Below are 14,774 nucleotides of genomic sequence, written 5' to 3'. Positions count from 1 at the left end.
AGGCCCGTTTTATTATTGCCGGTCAAATCCTTTACCCTGTACAAATTCCTTCATATACATCCGCTGCGGACGGGACAGCATCTCTGCCATCTGACCTGTCCAGGTATCCGCCCTTTTCCCGCCTGTGCGCTCTTTATAGTAAGAAGAAACGGTTTCATTGTATTCGTGAAGCCCTGCTTCAAATGAAGTCCGTTCCGGGTTATACGCTTCTTCAAAATACATGTGCCCGTATGGAAGCCTCGGCTTTACTTCGGGATCCTGATCTGGGTGGCCAACCGTCAATCCAAACAGGGGAATGACCCGATCCGGTGTGTTCAGCACCTTTGACACTTCCGGCAGGTTGTTCCGAAGCCCTCCAATATAGCAGATTCCAAGGCCCATGGATTCGGCTGCAACAGCTGTATTCTGGGCAGCCAGCGCTGCATCAATCACCGCTACCATAAACTTCTCTGTACTCTCCAGTGATTCCGTTACATCCTTGCCTTCCATTTCCCCGACCACCTGATGCCGGTATAAATCGGCGCAGAACACAAAGAAATGGCCGTTATGGGCAACATAAGACTGGCCGCCCGCAAGCTCTGCAAGCTTTTGTTTCGTCTCAGGGTTCTTTATTCCGATTATGGAATAGGCCTGGATGTTGCTTGAGGTGGAGGCGGACTGTGCCGCTTTTACAAGTGTGCCGATCTCTTCCTCTGAGAGTGGAGTATCCTTATATTTACGGATGGAGCGGTGCTTTAGCATGGTTTCAATAGCTGAATTCATTTGTGATCCCTTCCTTTTAAATGTATCGGTTTAATATCCGGTCAACAGAACTGCCGTACGATTCTCCAAACATGTTTAAGTGAGCGAGCAGATAATACAGCTGATAAAGCGGTTTTCTGTCCTCATAATTGCCCTCAAGAGAGAAAGCTTCTCTGTACTGTTCATAAAAAGCATGACCGAAGCCGCCGAACAGCTCTGTAAACGCAATTTCCAGCTCGCGGTCTCCGTAGAATACAGAAGGATCGACAAGATAGGGCTCTCCGCCTGCTCCCGCTATCCAGTTCCCTCCCCATAGATCCCCGTGAAGTAAAGACGGCTCGGGATTGTGCGGAAGAAACAGATCCAGCTTTGACAGCAGCTTGTCCATCTTGAGTCTCCTTTTCCCCGTCATGCGGCCGCTGCTGACTGCCAGTTCCATCTGCGGAAAAAGACGTTTGCTGCAGTAATAATCTGTCCAGCTGTCATACCAGCCATTCGGCTGCCGGAGCCGTCCGATGCACGTGTTTCCGCCGTATCCGAACTGTTCATTTGTTACACGATGCATCGCAGCAAGACGCTGTCCAAGCAAAGCTTCTGTCTGTCCGGTCTTGTCCCCCTCTATCCACTCCATCAGCAGATAAGGAGTCCCTTCCGATTCACCGCTTTGGTAAACGGCAGGTACAGAGATGGTATTTGAAGAAACAATCTCTTTAAGTCCCGTCTCCTCTATTTTAAAAAATGCTTCGTCCATTTCATGGTTCGTTTTTAGGAAGTACCGTTCATTTTCTGTTTCAATCAGCCAGGCGTCGTTGATGTCTCCCCCTCTTACAGGAGATTTCTTTAAAATAGAGGTACGGTCCCCTGCATTTGAAAGAACTGATTCAAGATTCATCTTGTCTCACCTCATCTCTTTTCTTTATCAAGATTATCCAAGCAGAACAGGTTCAGTCAAACAATTGGATTGAAGAGGTTTAGACGATGGTTCGACAGGAAAATAAAGAAAATAGTGCTTATCCCATTGCTTTTTTTTCAGAATGAATTAAAATGTATAACGTTGCATAAATATCGCACTTAAGGAGATTATCCATTGACCACTCATACAAAAGAACGCATACAGCCTTCTAATTTAATAAAATTCCTTATTCCATCCATAATTGGAATCCTCCTTTTTATTGTTCCAATTCAATATGAGAATGAAGTGACCATTTCAATTGCTATTTTATCCGGAGCCCTACAGGATCTGCTGGGCCGCTCGCTTCCTGCCATTATGACCGTGATTATTGTCCTGACACTGGCTGGCTCGGTCATTGCGAAAACAGCAAAACCTGATTTTGTTACAAAAAGTGCATTTTTTACCGCATTGTTTGATGTTCCACTAGTGTGGTTTATCGCGCGTTTCTTAGGGGCCGTTTTTGCAGTGCTTACCCTTTTTAAAATCGGGCCGGAATGGATCTGGTCAAAAAATACAGGCGGATTGCTGCTGTCAGACTTGCTTCCTGTGCTCTTTTGCGTCTTTCTTTTTGCAGGGCTCTTCCTGCCGCTTTTGCTGAACTTCGGACTGCTTGAGCTATTCGGAGCGCTTTTGGCAAAATTCATGCGTCCGCTTTTCAAGCTGCCGGGCCGCTCATCGATTGACTGCCTCGCTTCCTGGCTTGGAGATGGTACAATCGGGGTTTTACTGACAAGCAAACAGTACGAAGAAGGTTTTTACACAAAACGAGAAGCAGCAGTCATCGGTACCACGTTTTCGGTGGTATCCATTACGTTCAGCTTAGTCATCATTGAGAAGGTAGAGTTGACAGCGTACTTTATTCCATTCTATCTGACGATTGCAGCAGCGGGGCTTGTAGCTGCTATTATCAGCCCGCGCATTCCTCCTCTTTCACGAAAAGCGGATACGTATTCTAACGGGGAAGAAAACGGACTTTCAGAGGATATACCAGCTGGCTATTCCCGTTTTGGCTGGGGCTTGAAAATGGCTGCTGAAAGAGCGGAAAAAAGCACCGGAATAAAAGGATTTTTGAAGGATGGCGGAAAAAACGTTCTTGATATGTGGATGGGTGTAGCACCAATCGTAATGGCACTTGGCACCATCGCATTGATTATTGCGGAGTTTACACCTGTTTTTAAATGGCTTGGCCTGCCGTTTATTCCACTTCTTCAGCTGCTGCAGATTCCTGAAGCTGCTGCGGCATCCCAGACGATTATGGTCGGATTTGCTGATATGTTTTTACCAACCATTATCGGATCGGATATCGAAAGCGATTTGACCCGGTTTGTCATTGCTGCGCTCTCTGTCACTCAGCTGATTTACATGTCAGAGGTGGGCGGCCTTCTCCTTGGCTCGAAGATTCCCGTTTCCTTCTGGGAACTGTTTATCATCTTCCTCCAGAGAACCCTGATCACACTGCCTGTGATTGTACTGGCAGCACACCTTTTGTTTTGATGATGTATATTTAAAAAAACCAAGGGAACGCATCCCTTGGTTTTTATGTTTTCGGAAATGTAAAACCTTCCCCAAAAACATCGCGTACATCGTGAATGACGACGAAGGCTTTATCATCAATGCTGTGTACAATTTTTTTTAACTGAAACAGCTCTTGCTTGTTGATCACAATATATAAAATATCGCGGGACTCCTGAGTGTAGCTTCCTCTGGCTGATATGACGGTCGCTCCCCGGTCCATATCAGCATTCACCTTCGCTGCCACCTCGTCTGCATGATCGGATATGATCGTCGCGGCTTTTCTCGTATCGAAGCCTTCCAGTATATAATCCAGCACCTTTGTGCTGATGTAAATCGAGATAACCGTATACATCGTATTGGCGGCTCCAATAACGAAGTAAGAGCTGAGGACAACAATCATATCAAACAGCATCATGGAACTGCTGACACTCCAGCCGAAATATTTCTGAGTCATTCTTGCAAGGATTGCAGAGCCTCCTGTCGTTCCTCCCGCACGTAGCACAAGCCCCAAGCCAATCCCGATAAATACACCGGCAAAGACTGTCCCAAGGATGACCTCATCTACCGGGGCTGCCATTCCTTCTGTTACATGCAAAAACACAGAAGTAAAAACGATGGATATGATGGAGTAATAGGTCACCCTTTTGCTGAGCAGCCGGTATCCGAAAATCAGCAGGATCCCGTTCATAACGAAGTTGGTGATGCCGGGAGACCAGGCCAGTACATAGTAGAGGAGCATGGAAATCCCTGTGACTCCGCCTTCTCCAAGCTCGTTTGGAATCGCAAACAAATTGACACCGATCGCAAAGAAGAATGAACCAATGATCAGCATGCTGTACTCTTTAATGGTTGAAATCATGAAAAAATCCTCCTTTCCAAAACCGGATGAGTCCAAAAAAAGCACTGCCGGCACGAATTTGCCGGCAGCATCCTGTTCATCAATATATCACCGGATCTGTCATTTTTCAACATGGCAGACCACCTGTTTTACTCTTCCATTTCTAGCTGCTTCGTTTCTCTTCCCATAAAAGCAACAGCCAGTACACCAATGATGATGGAAATGCAGAAAATCGTAAAGATCGTTCCGATTTCCGCTTCCTGAGCGATCATATATCCGACAAGCAGCGGTCCAAGGATCCCGCCAATCCTGCCAAAGGACGCAGCCATTCCGGAGCCCGTACCGCGGACTGAAGTCGGGTATTGCTCCGGGGTATAGGCGTACAATGCCCCCCACGCACCGAGATTAAAAAAGGACAGCAGCATTCCAAACACAAGCAAAGCAGCAGCGGATTCTGCCCCGCCAAAAAAGTAGGCACTGATGGCAGTCCCAGTCAGATATACAATCAGCACAAATTTCCTCCCCATTTTCTCGATCAGCCAGGCTGCACTGAAATAGCCGGGAAGCTGGGCGAGCGTCATAATCAGAACGTACTCAAAACTTTTAATTAAGGTAAACCCTTTAATCGTCATCACACTTGGAAGCCACAGGAACATTCCATAGTAGGAAAAGACAACAGTGAACCATAAAATCCAGAGCATGGCCGTTCTTTTTGCATATTTCCCGCTCCAGACCTTCGCCATTTTTTGCAGGGCGCTCTCATGGTCTTCCTTCCTGGCTGCCTGGAATGCTTTTGAATCGGGGAGGTTCCACCTTAAATACAGCGCATACAACGCAGGAATGGCACTGATGACAAGTGCTGTCTGCCAGCCGAACCGCGGAATGATAAAATAGGCAATCAGCGCTGCCAGCAGCCATCCTCCTGCCCAGAAGCTTTCAAGCAGGACAACCGTTCTCCCCCGTTCTTTCGGTTCAACACTTTCGCTTACAAGTGTAGAAGCAACCGGAAGCTCTCCTCCCAGTCCCATTCCGATTAAAAATCGGAGAATGAGGAAAACCGGCAGCGCCCAGGCTAATGCTGACAGCCCGCTTCCGATCGAAAACAGAAGCAGTGTGATGATAAACACATTTTTCCTTCCAATACGGTCTGCCATTAATCCGAATACGAGGGCTCCTACAGCCATGCCAATTGAATTGACAGAACCGATCCACGCCATCTCATCCGGCCTCAGCTGCCATTCAATAGCCAGAGCGGCAATAATAAAGGATAAGAGTCCGACATCCATCGCATCAAACATCCAGCCCATACCGGCTATACCTAAAAGCTTTCTTTTTGAAAGCTGCTTTTCATTGTTCATCCTTTTACACCCTTCTGCTGTGAAATTCTTCTTTATTATGTCATAAAGCTGAAATGAAGGAAATATGGACTGCATGAAAAAAGGATGCAGCATCTACCCGCTCCATCCTTTCGTACTTATTGTATAACCGTACCCTGCGCCGGTATCGGATTCTCTTTCAGCAGCTTTGCGAAATACAGCAGATTGTAGGCAAGCATCTGCACATGGCTTTGAGTGAATTCATTGCTGTATCCATTCGCTTCAATGAAGGAAGGCCCGGGGCCCGCCTCTCCTGTCCAATATGTATCTGTGTTAGGAGGAATGGTAAAGCCGCTGTGCGCAAGACCGTACAGAATAGATGCGGCTGCATTCTTTGCTCCGTCTTCATTTCCTGTAATGACCGCCCCTGCCGCCTTATTATAGTAAATGGACTGGCCTTTCACATTTGTTAAGCTGCTGCCTCCGTAAATTCTCTCCATTACCATTGTGGCAATGCTGCTTTTCTCCCCAATCCATAGCGGTGTGCCGATGATCAGAATATCCGCTTCCTTTAGCTTCTCAAAAATCTGCGGCCATTCATCCCCGCCACCCATGTCATCCGATATCCCAAACGATACTTTATAATCAGCTACTCTGATGATCTCTGTATAGGCTCCTTCACGCTGCATAATCCCTGTGACTTTTTTTAGGAGCGCCTCCGTGTTCGATTCTTCGTCTCCTTTTTTCAGAGAGCAATTCAAGATTAATGCTTTTACTGTCATGATTCCGCCTCCTGTTCTGTCCTTAGTTTAAAAATTCCACAATTGAGAAATGCTAAACGTAAAAATAGGCAAATTTTCTCAAGTAAATTCCTTTAATATTCTGAATTTTGTGGTATACTAATTGTAACAGAACGTTCACAAATTGTTCTCTTCTCTGTCACAATTGGTCAAGTTATGTAAGCGCAAACAAAAATAATGAAGGAGGCTCCTATAATGGATGTGTTTGTGGTTTACTTGTTTATCGCTACAGCGACGCCGCTGTTTCTATGGCCGGAAAGAAAGAGATTAGCTTTACTTCATATTCCTTTTATTTTAGGAATGTGGGCGTACTTTCTCCTCTATATCAGCGGAAGCCTGAACTTCATCGACCACTTTGTCCTCAATATGATCTTCGTTGGAAACGTCATTTTCGCCCATATTGCAGCTGTACTGATTTACGCTTTCCCGCTCATCAAGAAAGAGCACGATAAGAAGCATTCGCCAAAATCACCGATTATCGAATAAACCTGTATCGTAATCCGATACAGGTTTTTTTCTTAGAAACCGGGCTCGGGAAGCAGTGACCGGCTGCGGCTGAATAAAAAAACCGGCGGACTGAATGGCAGCCGCCGGTTTTTTTATTAATGTCCGCTGTGTTCCCCGTGCTCTTCTCCATGAGAAGGCGGGTTTTTCTGGTGCTCGGAGTGGCCTCCGTGAGAACCCATAACCCATACGGTTCCCCCTGCGATCACAATCGCAAGGAAAGCTGCGAAAATCGTATTGAGCGTTTGAATCATTCCGCTCTTCGTTTCTGTCATATGCATGAACATGAGAAGCTGCAGGGCAGCCTGGAAGAAAGCGAAGACGAATATAATAATTAGAATGGTCGTGGTTGGCAGATCGGTTCCGAGTGCGACCCACAAAGCAATCAAGGTCAAAATAATCGATAATGCAAATCCAACGACGTGGCTCCAAGGAAACTTATCATGAGATGTTTGTGTATTACTAGCCATGCAGCACCATCCCCATCAAATAGACTCCCGTGAAAATAAAGATCCAGACAACGTCAAGGAAATGCCAGTACAAACTGGAGATAAAAAGCTTCGTTGCGGTCTGAGGAGTCAGACCGCGCTTTTTAACCTGGATAAGAATGAACGTAATCCAGGCAATCCCGATGGATACGTGAAGTCCGTGAGTACCTGCAAGAACGAAGAACGCAGACCAGAACGCGCTGGTGGAGATCGCAGCTCCTTCATGAACGTACTCGATGAACTCATACACCTCGTATCCGACAAATCCCAATCCGAGAAGAAGGGTGATGATCGTCCAGATAAATACACCCTTCGTATTTTGGCGGCGCAGCTCATGAATCGCTAAACCGCATGTGAAACTGCTTGTTAAAAGCAGGAATGTCATAATCAATACGCCTTCGACTTTAAACAAATCCCCTGGAAGCGGCCCGTCTGCCGTTTGATTAAACAGGGCGAAGTACGTTGCAAAAAGGGTGGAGAACAACGCAATTTCTGCTCCAAGGAAAATCCAGAAGCCCAGAATATTTAATCTGCCTATTTCAGATTGATATTCCAGCGGCGTGTTAGAACCATCATGTGTGTGAGAATGTCCCAAAATGCACGCCTCCTTTATACGGTTACCCGTTTTTCTGTTTCTTGTATTTCTTCAACGCTGACATAGAAGCCGTCATCGTATTCAAATGAACGCTGAATCATCGTAATGAATACACCGATCAGACCGATGATACCCATCCACCATAGAGAGAAGACAAGTCCAAACCCTGCAATACCAAAGCATACAGCCATGATCAGCGGTCTGCCTGAATAGCTAGGCATGTGAATCGGCTTATACTCGACAGCAGCCCGTTTGCCGGTTGCCTTGTTTTTCTGCTTAGTCAGCCACCATGCATCCATTCCTGTTACTTCAGGAACGACAGCAAAGTTATAGTGAGGAGGCACAGCAGTCGTCGTAGCCCATTCAAGCGTACGCCCATCCCATGCATCTCCAGTTGTTTCTCTTTCTGCATAGCGGTAGCTGTAATAGATGTTGTAGACAAGAACAACGAATCCAACAGCCATTCCCAGTGCTCCCACGGAAGCAATGATGTTCAGGTCCTGCCAGCCGTCACTTGCATCATACGTGTTGACACGGCGCGGCATTCCATCCAGTCCAAGGAAGAACATCGGGAAGAAACATACGTTAAATCCGATCGTGAACAGCCAGAAGCTCCAGCGTCCGATTCTTTCATTCAGCTTGTGGCCAAACATTTTCGGATACCAGTAGTACAGCCCTGCAAAACATGCAAATACCGTACCGGCAATAAGAACATAGTGGAAGTGGGCTACAAGGAAGTACGTGTTATGGTACTGGTAGTCCGCAGCAGCCATCGCAAGCATAACCCCGGTTACCCCGCCAATTGTAAAGGTCGGAATAAAGGCCAGAGACCAGAGCATGGCTACCGTAAACTTGATTCTTCCTTTATAAAGCGTAAACAGCCAGTTAAAGATCTTAACCCCTGTCGGAATCGCAATCGCCATCGTTGTGATGGAGAATACAGAGTTGACACCGGCACTTGAACCCATCGTAAAGAAGTGATGCACCCAGACAAGGAAGCTCAAGCCGGAAATAACGACAATGGCCACGACCATTGCTTTATAGCCAAACAATGTTTTTCGCGCAAATGTTGAAATGATTTCTGAGAAAATACCGAATGCCGGAAGGACAACGATATAAACCTCAGGATGTCCCCAAATCCAGAAAAGGTTCGCCCAGAGCATTGGCATACCGCCATCTGAAAGGGTGAAGAAGTGGGAACCGAACAAACGGTCAAATGTCATCAATGCCAGTGCCACTGTAAGCACAGGGAATGCGAAAACGATAATCAGACATGTGATCAGAGTCGTCCATGTGAACATCGGCATGCGCATAAGAGTCATGCCCTTAGCACGCATTTTCAGAATCGTTACCATGAAGTTGATACCTGTCATCAGTGTACCGATCCCTGCTACCTGAAGACCGAGCAAGTAGTAGTTCTGTCCGGGTCCAGGAGACATTTCATTACCCGCAAGCGGCATATAGGCTGTCCACCCTGCTGATGGAGAACCTCCGAATACGAATGAGATATTAAAGAGCATAGCTCCTACGAAAAATGTCCAAAAACTCAATGAGTTCAAATAAGGATAAGCTACATCGCGTGCTCCGATCTGAAGCGGAACAACAACGTTCATTAACCCGATCAGGAACGGCATCGCCATAAAGATAATCATGATGGTTCCATGAGTGGTGAAGATCTCGTTATAATGCTGTGAATTCAAGAATTCTGCACTGTTTACCGTTAGCTGTACCCGCATGAGCATCGCATCGACGCCTCCGCGGAAAAGCATCAGGATCGCAGCAATAATATACATAATTCCGAGTTTCTTGTGATCAACTGTAGTAAGCCAGTTTGTCCAAAGCCACTTCCATTTTTTGAAGTAGGTAAGAACAAAAATTATGCCAATGGTCGTTAGACCAATGGATACTTGAGCTCCGAGTATAAGCGGATCATCAAGTATCAGATTGTTCTTAATAAACTCAAACATTCATTTTCCTCCTCCCTGAAACTGGAATCAATTGCCGATTTCATCTCCAGTGTCGTTTTTCTCTTTTTCTTCTGATTTAGAAGAATGAGAATTGTATTCTATTCCATATTTCTCGCGTACACGAAGAGCATATTCCGGGTCTTTCGCGTGATCCACAAAGCCAAGATGCGTCGATGAGAATTTCATAGGTTCCGTATGTCCAGGGAACATCAGCTTCTCATACTGTTCTTCAGTAAGCTTAGGAGCAGCCTTGCTCTCTTTCACCCAGTCAGCAAATTCGCCTTCTTTTTGTGCATATACTTTAAAGCGCTGTTTCGTAAATCCTTCGCCGGTAAAGTTGGCGTTTCTTCCCTCGTATACTCCAGGCTCATCTGCCTGAAGATACAGCTTCATTTCCATTTCGGACATCGCGTACTTCTGGCCGCCCAGCTGCGGGATCCAGAATGAAGCCATCGTGTCCGCAGAAGTCAGACGGAATTCAATCGGCCGGTCTTCAGGAATGAAAAGCTGATTGACCGTTTCAATGTTTTCTTCCGGATAACTGAAGATCCACTTCCAGTCTACTGATGTAGCATGAATAACAAGCGGCTTCTTATCAGCGTGCTCACTCTCCGGAATCTCTTCAAGGGCGTAAATCGCCTGAACTGTCGGAATTGACAAAGCGATTACAATAATAACCGGGATAACCGTCCAGACAATCTCAAGAAATTTGCTTCCGTCCATTTGAGGCGGCTCATATTTCATGTTTTCCGGACGCTCGCGGTATTTAACAATGATAAGAATGAACAGAACAAATACAACGGCAATAATGAACAGCATAAATACAATAGAGAGCATGATCAGATCTCTTTGCTGTGCAGCAACCGGTCCTTTCGGATCCAGTACAGCCAACTGGCTGCATCCGCCAAGCATGAATACTGACATTAATGCCCCAAATAGAATCATAGGTTTCAAAAATTTACCCAAAAGGTTCACCATCCTTCCCAATCCTTCTATACAAAAAATGACAAAAAAAGTCCAAAAGCACAACTATCCACTTAAACTTTTACCCTTATAGTAACAGACCGCAAACAAAAAAGGTTTTCCAAATTTTAATGTCATCCAGTTTTCATATAAAAGTCACATGTTGTTCAATATTTTTTCGCAATATGTTCACACAATTGGATAATTATTGGCTCATGTGAAACTTTCTCCTTTTTTGGCTGCTGCGGACTCCTATCAGAAAAGTAAAAATTGTATAAACGCTTTCAAAACAGAGCGCTAAAGAGTTTAGCTTCCGAAAAAAGTGGAATAGATTGATTATATCAGGGAGGTGGGAGTTATGTCGAAAGAAAGTACGAAGCACCAGAAAGATCATCCCGAACAAGTACCGACAGATAAGGAAAGCTTGCATGATAAATTCGAAAGTGAACAAAACGTCGATTCCATTCCGCTTGATGATCTAAAGAAGGACATGCAGGATGAAAAGAAGAAAGATAAGACGAAAGATAATTCCAGCTCAGAGGATCGATTCAAAAAACAGGATTAATTATAAGCCGGCGAAAGCCGGTTTTTTTGTTTTCAAGGAGATAGCTGACGCCCCATACTGGATAACCGGCGCACTAGTCCATGTGTCCCCTGAAAGATTCAGAATAAGTCTTTTGACTTGTGTGCAGATTTGGCTGCACACTCCCGCATTTCCTATACGATATCCCAATTAAATGTCCGTTTCACAGGTTTTCACTTTTAGTAAAACCTCGTCTTCTATCCATACTACAAGTGTAATACAGAGGACTTTTACCTCAAAAAATATTTTTTTAGAAACTATTGCATTGTTCCCAAAGATTGAATATAATCATAATGCAAACGGTTGCACTTATAGTTGCACAAGCAATAATCATTTTATCAGTAAAATGTATTCGGTTTCACTTAACCTTTTATTTTTTCAATTCAATGTAAGCCCATACAATGAGGAGGAGCACGACATGAAGAATTTATTCACATTTGATTTCTGGCAAAAGTTCGGAAAAGCACTCATGGTTGTTGTAGCTGTTATGCCTGCTGCCGGAATCATGATTTCCCTCGGCAAACTGGTTGCCATGATGGGCGGAGACATCGGCCTGGTCATGACAATCGCGCGGGTGATGGAGGATATTGGATGGGCGATCATCACGAACCTTCATATTCTGTTCGCTGTCGCAATCGGCGGTTCATGGGCAAAGGAGCGCGCTGGCGGAGCCTTTGCAGCACTAATCGCTTTCGTTTTAATCAACCGCATTACCGGAGCAATCTTCGGAGTAAGCGGTGCCATGTTTGACGACCCGGCCGCAACAGTGTCCTCTCTGTTCGGACAGGAACTGCTTGTTAAGGATTATTTCACATCCATCCTGGGTGCCCCTGCACTAAACATGGGAGTATTCGTCGGAATCATTTCCGGTTTCCTCGGTGCGAACCTGTTCAACAAATACTATAACTACAGCAAATTGCCTGATGCACTTGCTTTCTTTAACGGAAAACGGTTTGTTCCTTTTGCTGTTATCGGCGGATCTGTTGTTACAGCGATTGTCCTTTCTCTTGTATGGCCGTTCATCCAAGGTATGCTGAACGATTTCGGAAAATGGATTGCTTCTTCTAAAGATACAGCACCAATCATTGCTCCATTTATCTTCGGTACCCTGGAGCGTCTCCTTCTGCCTTTCGGATTGCACCACATGCTGACTGTGCCGATGAACTATACAGCACTTGGCGGCACATACACGGTCCTGACAGGCTCAAGCGCCGGCACTGTTGTATCCGGACAGGACCCGCTCTGGCTTGCATGGATCGCCGATTTGAATAACTATCTTTCTGCCGGCAACCAAGCAGGCTATGAAGCTCTGCTTAACGATGTCCATCCGGCACGTTTCAAAGTAGGACAAATGATTCTCTCCACCGCTTCTCTAATCGGTATCGCTTATGCGATGTACCGCAATGTTGATAAAGATAAACGTACAAAATATAAATCCATGTTCCTTTCTGCAGGACTTGCCGTATTCCTGACTGGCGTAACAGAGCCGATTGAGTTCATGTTCATGTTTGCCGCACCGCTTCTGTATGTAGTGTACGCGATCACGACCGGACTTGCATTCGCCCTTGCGGATATCATCAATCTGCGCGTCCACTCCTTTGGCTTTATCGAACTGATCACCCGTACGCCGATGATATTCAAAGCAGGATTGTGGATGGATTTTGTAAACTTCCTGATCGCCTGTGCCGTATTCTTCGGATTGAATTTCGGAGTAGCAAACTTCCTAATCAAACGCTTTAACTTCCCGACACCGGGACGCAACGGAAACTATATCGAAGAAACGGAATCAGATAAAACCGGCGGATCTGTTAAGGAAGGCTCTCTTGCACCTGTCATTATCGAACTGCTTGGCGGAAGAGAAAACATCGCAGACGTTGATGCCTGCATGACACGCCTACGTGTAACAGTAAAAGACTCTTCACTCGTAGCCGCCGAACCGAAATGGAAAGAACAGGGCGCACTTGGCCTGATCGTTAAAGACAAAGGTGTACAAGCGATCTACGGACCAAAGGCAGATGTCATCAAATCTGATATTCAAGACCTTCTTGGAGCGTAATATGAAACTGCTGACCTTAAACTGCCACGCCTGGATTGAAGAAAACCAAATGGATAAAATCAGGGTCCTTGCCCAAACGATTGCGGAAAAAGACTACGATGTTATTGCCCTGCAAGAGGTTAATCAGTCTATAAAGGAAGAAACGGAATACGGTCTGATCAAGAAGGACAACTATGCAGTTGTTCTTCTTGAAGAAATAAAAAAGCTCGGCAAAGAAGGCTATGTCCTTCACTGGGGTCAATCTCACATCGGATACGAAGTGTATGAGGAAGGATCTGCTATCCTCTCAAAATATCCAATTAAAGAAACCCATTCATTTCTTATTACCAATTCCACGGATCCCGCTTACTGGAAAACAAGAAGGATCGTTGGAGCAACAGTGGAAATCGGCAGCGAACCCGTATCCTTCTACTCCTGCCACCTGGGCTGGTGGGAGGATGCAGAAGAGCCGTTCAAAGAACAGGCCGTCTCCCTGCTCCGCCAAATTCACAAAGAAAACCGCTTCTTCCTAATGGGCGACTTCAACAACAACGCCCATATCCGCGGCGAAGGCTATGATTACCTGACCAGCCAGGGCCTGCTCGACACGTACGAGATCGCTGAAGAAAAAGACAGCGGCATCACCGTTCCTGGCAAAATAGCCGGCTGGGAAGAAAATAATGACCCATTGAGGATCGATTTAATTTTGACTAATCAGCCTCTGCAAGTAAAAACCTCCAAAGTGATCTTTAACGGGAACAATAAACCTGTTGTGTCGGATCATTTTGGAGTGGAGATCGAAATTAGCAATTTATAATGAAGGAATTGGACCCCGCCTGGATGGCGGGGTTTTTTTGTGGTGTGTGCGGTGGAGATGGATTTTAATAATTTTATGCTGAGGGCTGGGCTGGCCGCCCGGTCTCTGACCCCTCCTCTGCTAAAGCACTAAAGCTCTGGCACCTCTCTCTCTAAACTCTTGCAGCGCAAGGGTTTGTGCAGGCGGTCCTCTGTCCCCCGCTGCATTAAAGGATGTGGGGACAGGCACCGCCTCCGTCCCCACATTCTCTGCCACACTAAAGCTCCGGCACCTCTTCTCGAAGTGCTTGCTGCATACGGGCTCACAGCTTCAGGTCTCTGTCCCCCAGTGCTTTAAAGCAAGTGGGGTCAGTGCACACCTACGGTAAAAATGAATTTTAATTTTCAGCTGAGCGGAGACGCCCGGTCTCTGACCCCTCCTCTGCTAAAGCACTAAAGCTCTGGCACCGCTCTCTCTAAACCCTTGCGGCGCAAGGGTTTGTGCAGGCGGTCCTCTGTCCCCCGCTGCTTTAAAGGATGTGGGGACAGGCACCGCCTCCGTCCCCACATTCTCTACCACACTAAAGCTCCGGCACCTCTTCTCGAAGTGCTTGCTGCATACGGGCTCACAGCTTCAGGTCTCTGTCCCCCAGTGCTTTAAAGCAAGTGGGGTCAGTGCACA

General features: G+C 46.1%; 14 protein-coding genes. 5 read left to right on the top strand and 9 right to left on the bottom strand.

The features are described 5' to 3' along the window. Nucleotides 1-12 precede the first annotated feature (12 nt). Together nfsA and GKZ89_RS19540 are read right to left on the bottom strand one after the other, a co-directional pair. A complete protein-coding gene (gene nfsA, locus GKZ89_RS19545; protein WP_155114090.1) occupies nucleotides 13-762 on the bottom strand; it encodes an oxygen-insensitive NADPH nitroreductase in 750 nt (249 codons plus the stop codon). 16 nt (nucleotides 763-778) lie between these two features. Beyond that, complete coding sequence (locus GKZ89_RS19540; protein WP_155114089.1) at nucleotides 779-1,633, bottom strand: fructosamine kinase family protein; 855 nt, start codon at nucleotides 1,631-1,633, stop codon at nucleotides 779-781. A gap of 195 nt (nucleotides 1,634-1,828) precedes the next feature. Between GKZ89_RS19540 and GKZ89_RS19535 the strand changes: the two genes are divergently transcribed. Then, the gene (locus GKZ89_RS19535; RefSeq protein WP_155114088.1) at nucleotides 1,829-3,187 is read left to right on the top strand and encodes a YjiH family protein; all 1,359 of its coding nucleotides are present in this window, start codon (nucleotides 1,829-1,831) and stop codon (nucleotides 3,185-3,187) included. A gap of 43 nt (nucleotides 3,188-3,230) precedes the next feature. On the opposite strand, the gene GKZ89_RS19530 is transcribed toward GKZ89_RS19535, so the two are convergent. From GKZ89_RS19530 to GKZ89_RS19520, 3 genes are all read right to left on the bottom strand, one after another. Further along, nucleotides 3,231-4,067, bottom strand: coding sequence for a YitT family protein (locus GKZ89_RS19530; RefSeq protein ID WP_155114087.1), 837 nt, complete (start codon nucleotides 4,065-4,067; stop codon nucleotides 3,231-3,233). 128 nt (nucleotides 4,068-4,195) lie between these two features. After that, on the bottom strand, nucleotides 4,196-5,404 hold the full coding sequence (locus tag GKZ89_RS19525) for an MFS transporter (RefSeq protein WP_155114086.1): 1,209 nt from the start codon (nucleotides 5,402-5,404) through the stop codon (nucleotides 4,196-4,198). A 116-nt stretch (nucleotides 5,405-5,520) separates the two neighbouring features. Further along, nucleotides 5,521-6,144 carry a flavodoxin family protein gene (locus GKZ89_RS19520; protein ID WP_155114085.1) on the bottom strand — a complete coding sequence of 208 codons (624 nt, stop codon included), beginning with the start codon at nucleotides 6,142-6,144 and terminating at the stop codon, nucleotides 5,521-5,523. Nucleotides 6,145-6,357: 213 nt separating this feature from the next. Between GKZ89_RS19520 and GKZ89_RS19515 the strand changes: the two genes are divergently transcribed. Continuing rightward, nucleotides 6,358-6,648, top strand: a complete 291-nt coding sequence (locus GKZ89_RS19515; RefSeq protein ID WP_155114084.1) for a spore morphogenesis/germination protein YwcE — start codon at nucleotides 6,358-6,360, stop codon at nucleotides 6,646-6,648. 116 nt (nucleotides 6,649-6,764) lie between these two features. Here GKZ89_RS19515 and qoxD read toward each other — a convergent pair whose 3' ends face one another. From qoxD to qoxA, 4 genes are read right to left on the bottom strand one after another with little or no spacing between them, the layout of a single operon-like run. After that, nucleotides 6,765-7,136, bottom strand: coding sequence for a cytochrome aa3 quinol oxidase subunit IV (qoxD, locus tag GKZ89_RS19510; RefSeq protein ID WP_155114083.1), 372 nt, complete (start codon nucleotides 7,134-7,136; stop codon nucleotides 6,765-6,767). Next, complete coding sequence (gene qoxC, locus GKZ89_RS19505; protein ID WP_155114082.1) at nucleotides 7,129-7,749, bottom strand: cytochrome aa3 quinol oxidase subunit III; 621 nt, start codon at nucleotides 7,747-7,749, stop codon at nucleotides 7,129-7,131. The genes qoxD and qoxC overlap by 8 nt, the downstream gene beginning before the upstream one ends. A 14-nt stretch (nucleotides 7,750-7,763) precedes the next feature. Further along, entirely contained in the window at nucleotides 7,764-9,716 is a 1,953-nt protein-coding gene (qoxB, locus tag GKZ89_RS19500; RefSeq protein WP_155114081.1) for a cytochrome aa3 quinol oxidase subunit I, read from the bottom strand. Between the two features lie 27 nt (nucleotides 9,717-9,743). Continuing rightward, complete coding sequence (qoxA, locus tag GKZ89_RS19495; protein ID WP_155114080.1) at nucleotides 9,744-10,694, bottom strand: cytochrome aa3 quinol oxidase subunit II; 951 nt, start codon at nucleotides 10,692-10,694, stop codon at nucleotides 9,744-9,746. Nucleotides 10,695-11,037: 343 nt separating this feature from the next. Between qoxA and GKZ89_RS19490 the strand changes: the two genes are divergently transcribed. The 3 genes from GKZ89_RS19490 (at nucleotide 11,038) to GKZ89_RS19480 (ending at nucleotide 14,114) form a co-directional block, all read left to right on the top strand. After that, nucleotides 11,038-11,244: a hypothetical protein gene (locus GKZ89_RS19490; RefSeq protein ID WP_155114079.1), complete on the top strand. Its 207-nt coding sequence runs from the start codon at nucleotides 11,038-11,040 to the stop codon at nucleotides 11,242-11,244. Nucleotides 11,245-11,680: 436 nt separating this feature from the next. Beyond that, on the top strand, nucleotides 11,681-13,318 hold the full coding sequence (locus GKZ89_RS19485; protein WP_155114078.1) for a PTS transporter subunit IIBC: 1,638 nt from the start codon (nucleotides 11,681-11,683) through the stop codon (nucleotides 13,316-13,318). 1 nt (nucleotide 13,319) lies between these two features. After that, the gene (locus GKZ89_RS19480) at nucleotides 13,320-14,114 is read left to right on the top strand and encodes an endonuclease/exonuclease/phosphatase family protein (protein WP_155114077.1); all 795 of its coding nucleotides are present in this window, start codon (nucleotides 13,320-13,322) and stop codon (nucleotides 14,112-14,114) included. The last annotated feature ends 660 nt before the right edge of the window (nucleotides 14,115-14,774 follow it).

Source organism: Metabacillus mangrovi (assembly GCF_009711125.1).
GTDB lineage: Bacteria > Bacillota > Bacilli > Bacillales > Bacillaceae > Metabacillus_B > Metabacillus_B mangrovi.
The sequence above is the reverse complement of the archived record's forward strand: the minus strand, read 5'-3'. Positions and strand labels throughout refer to the sequence as shown.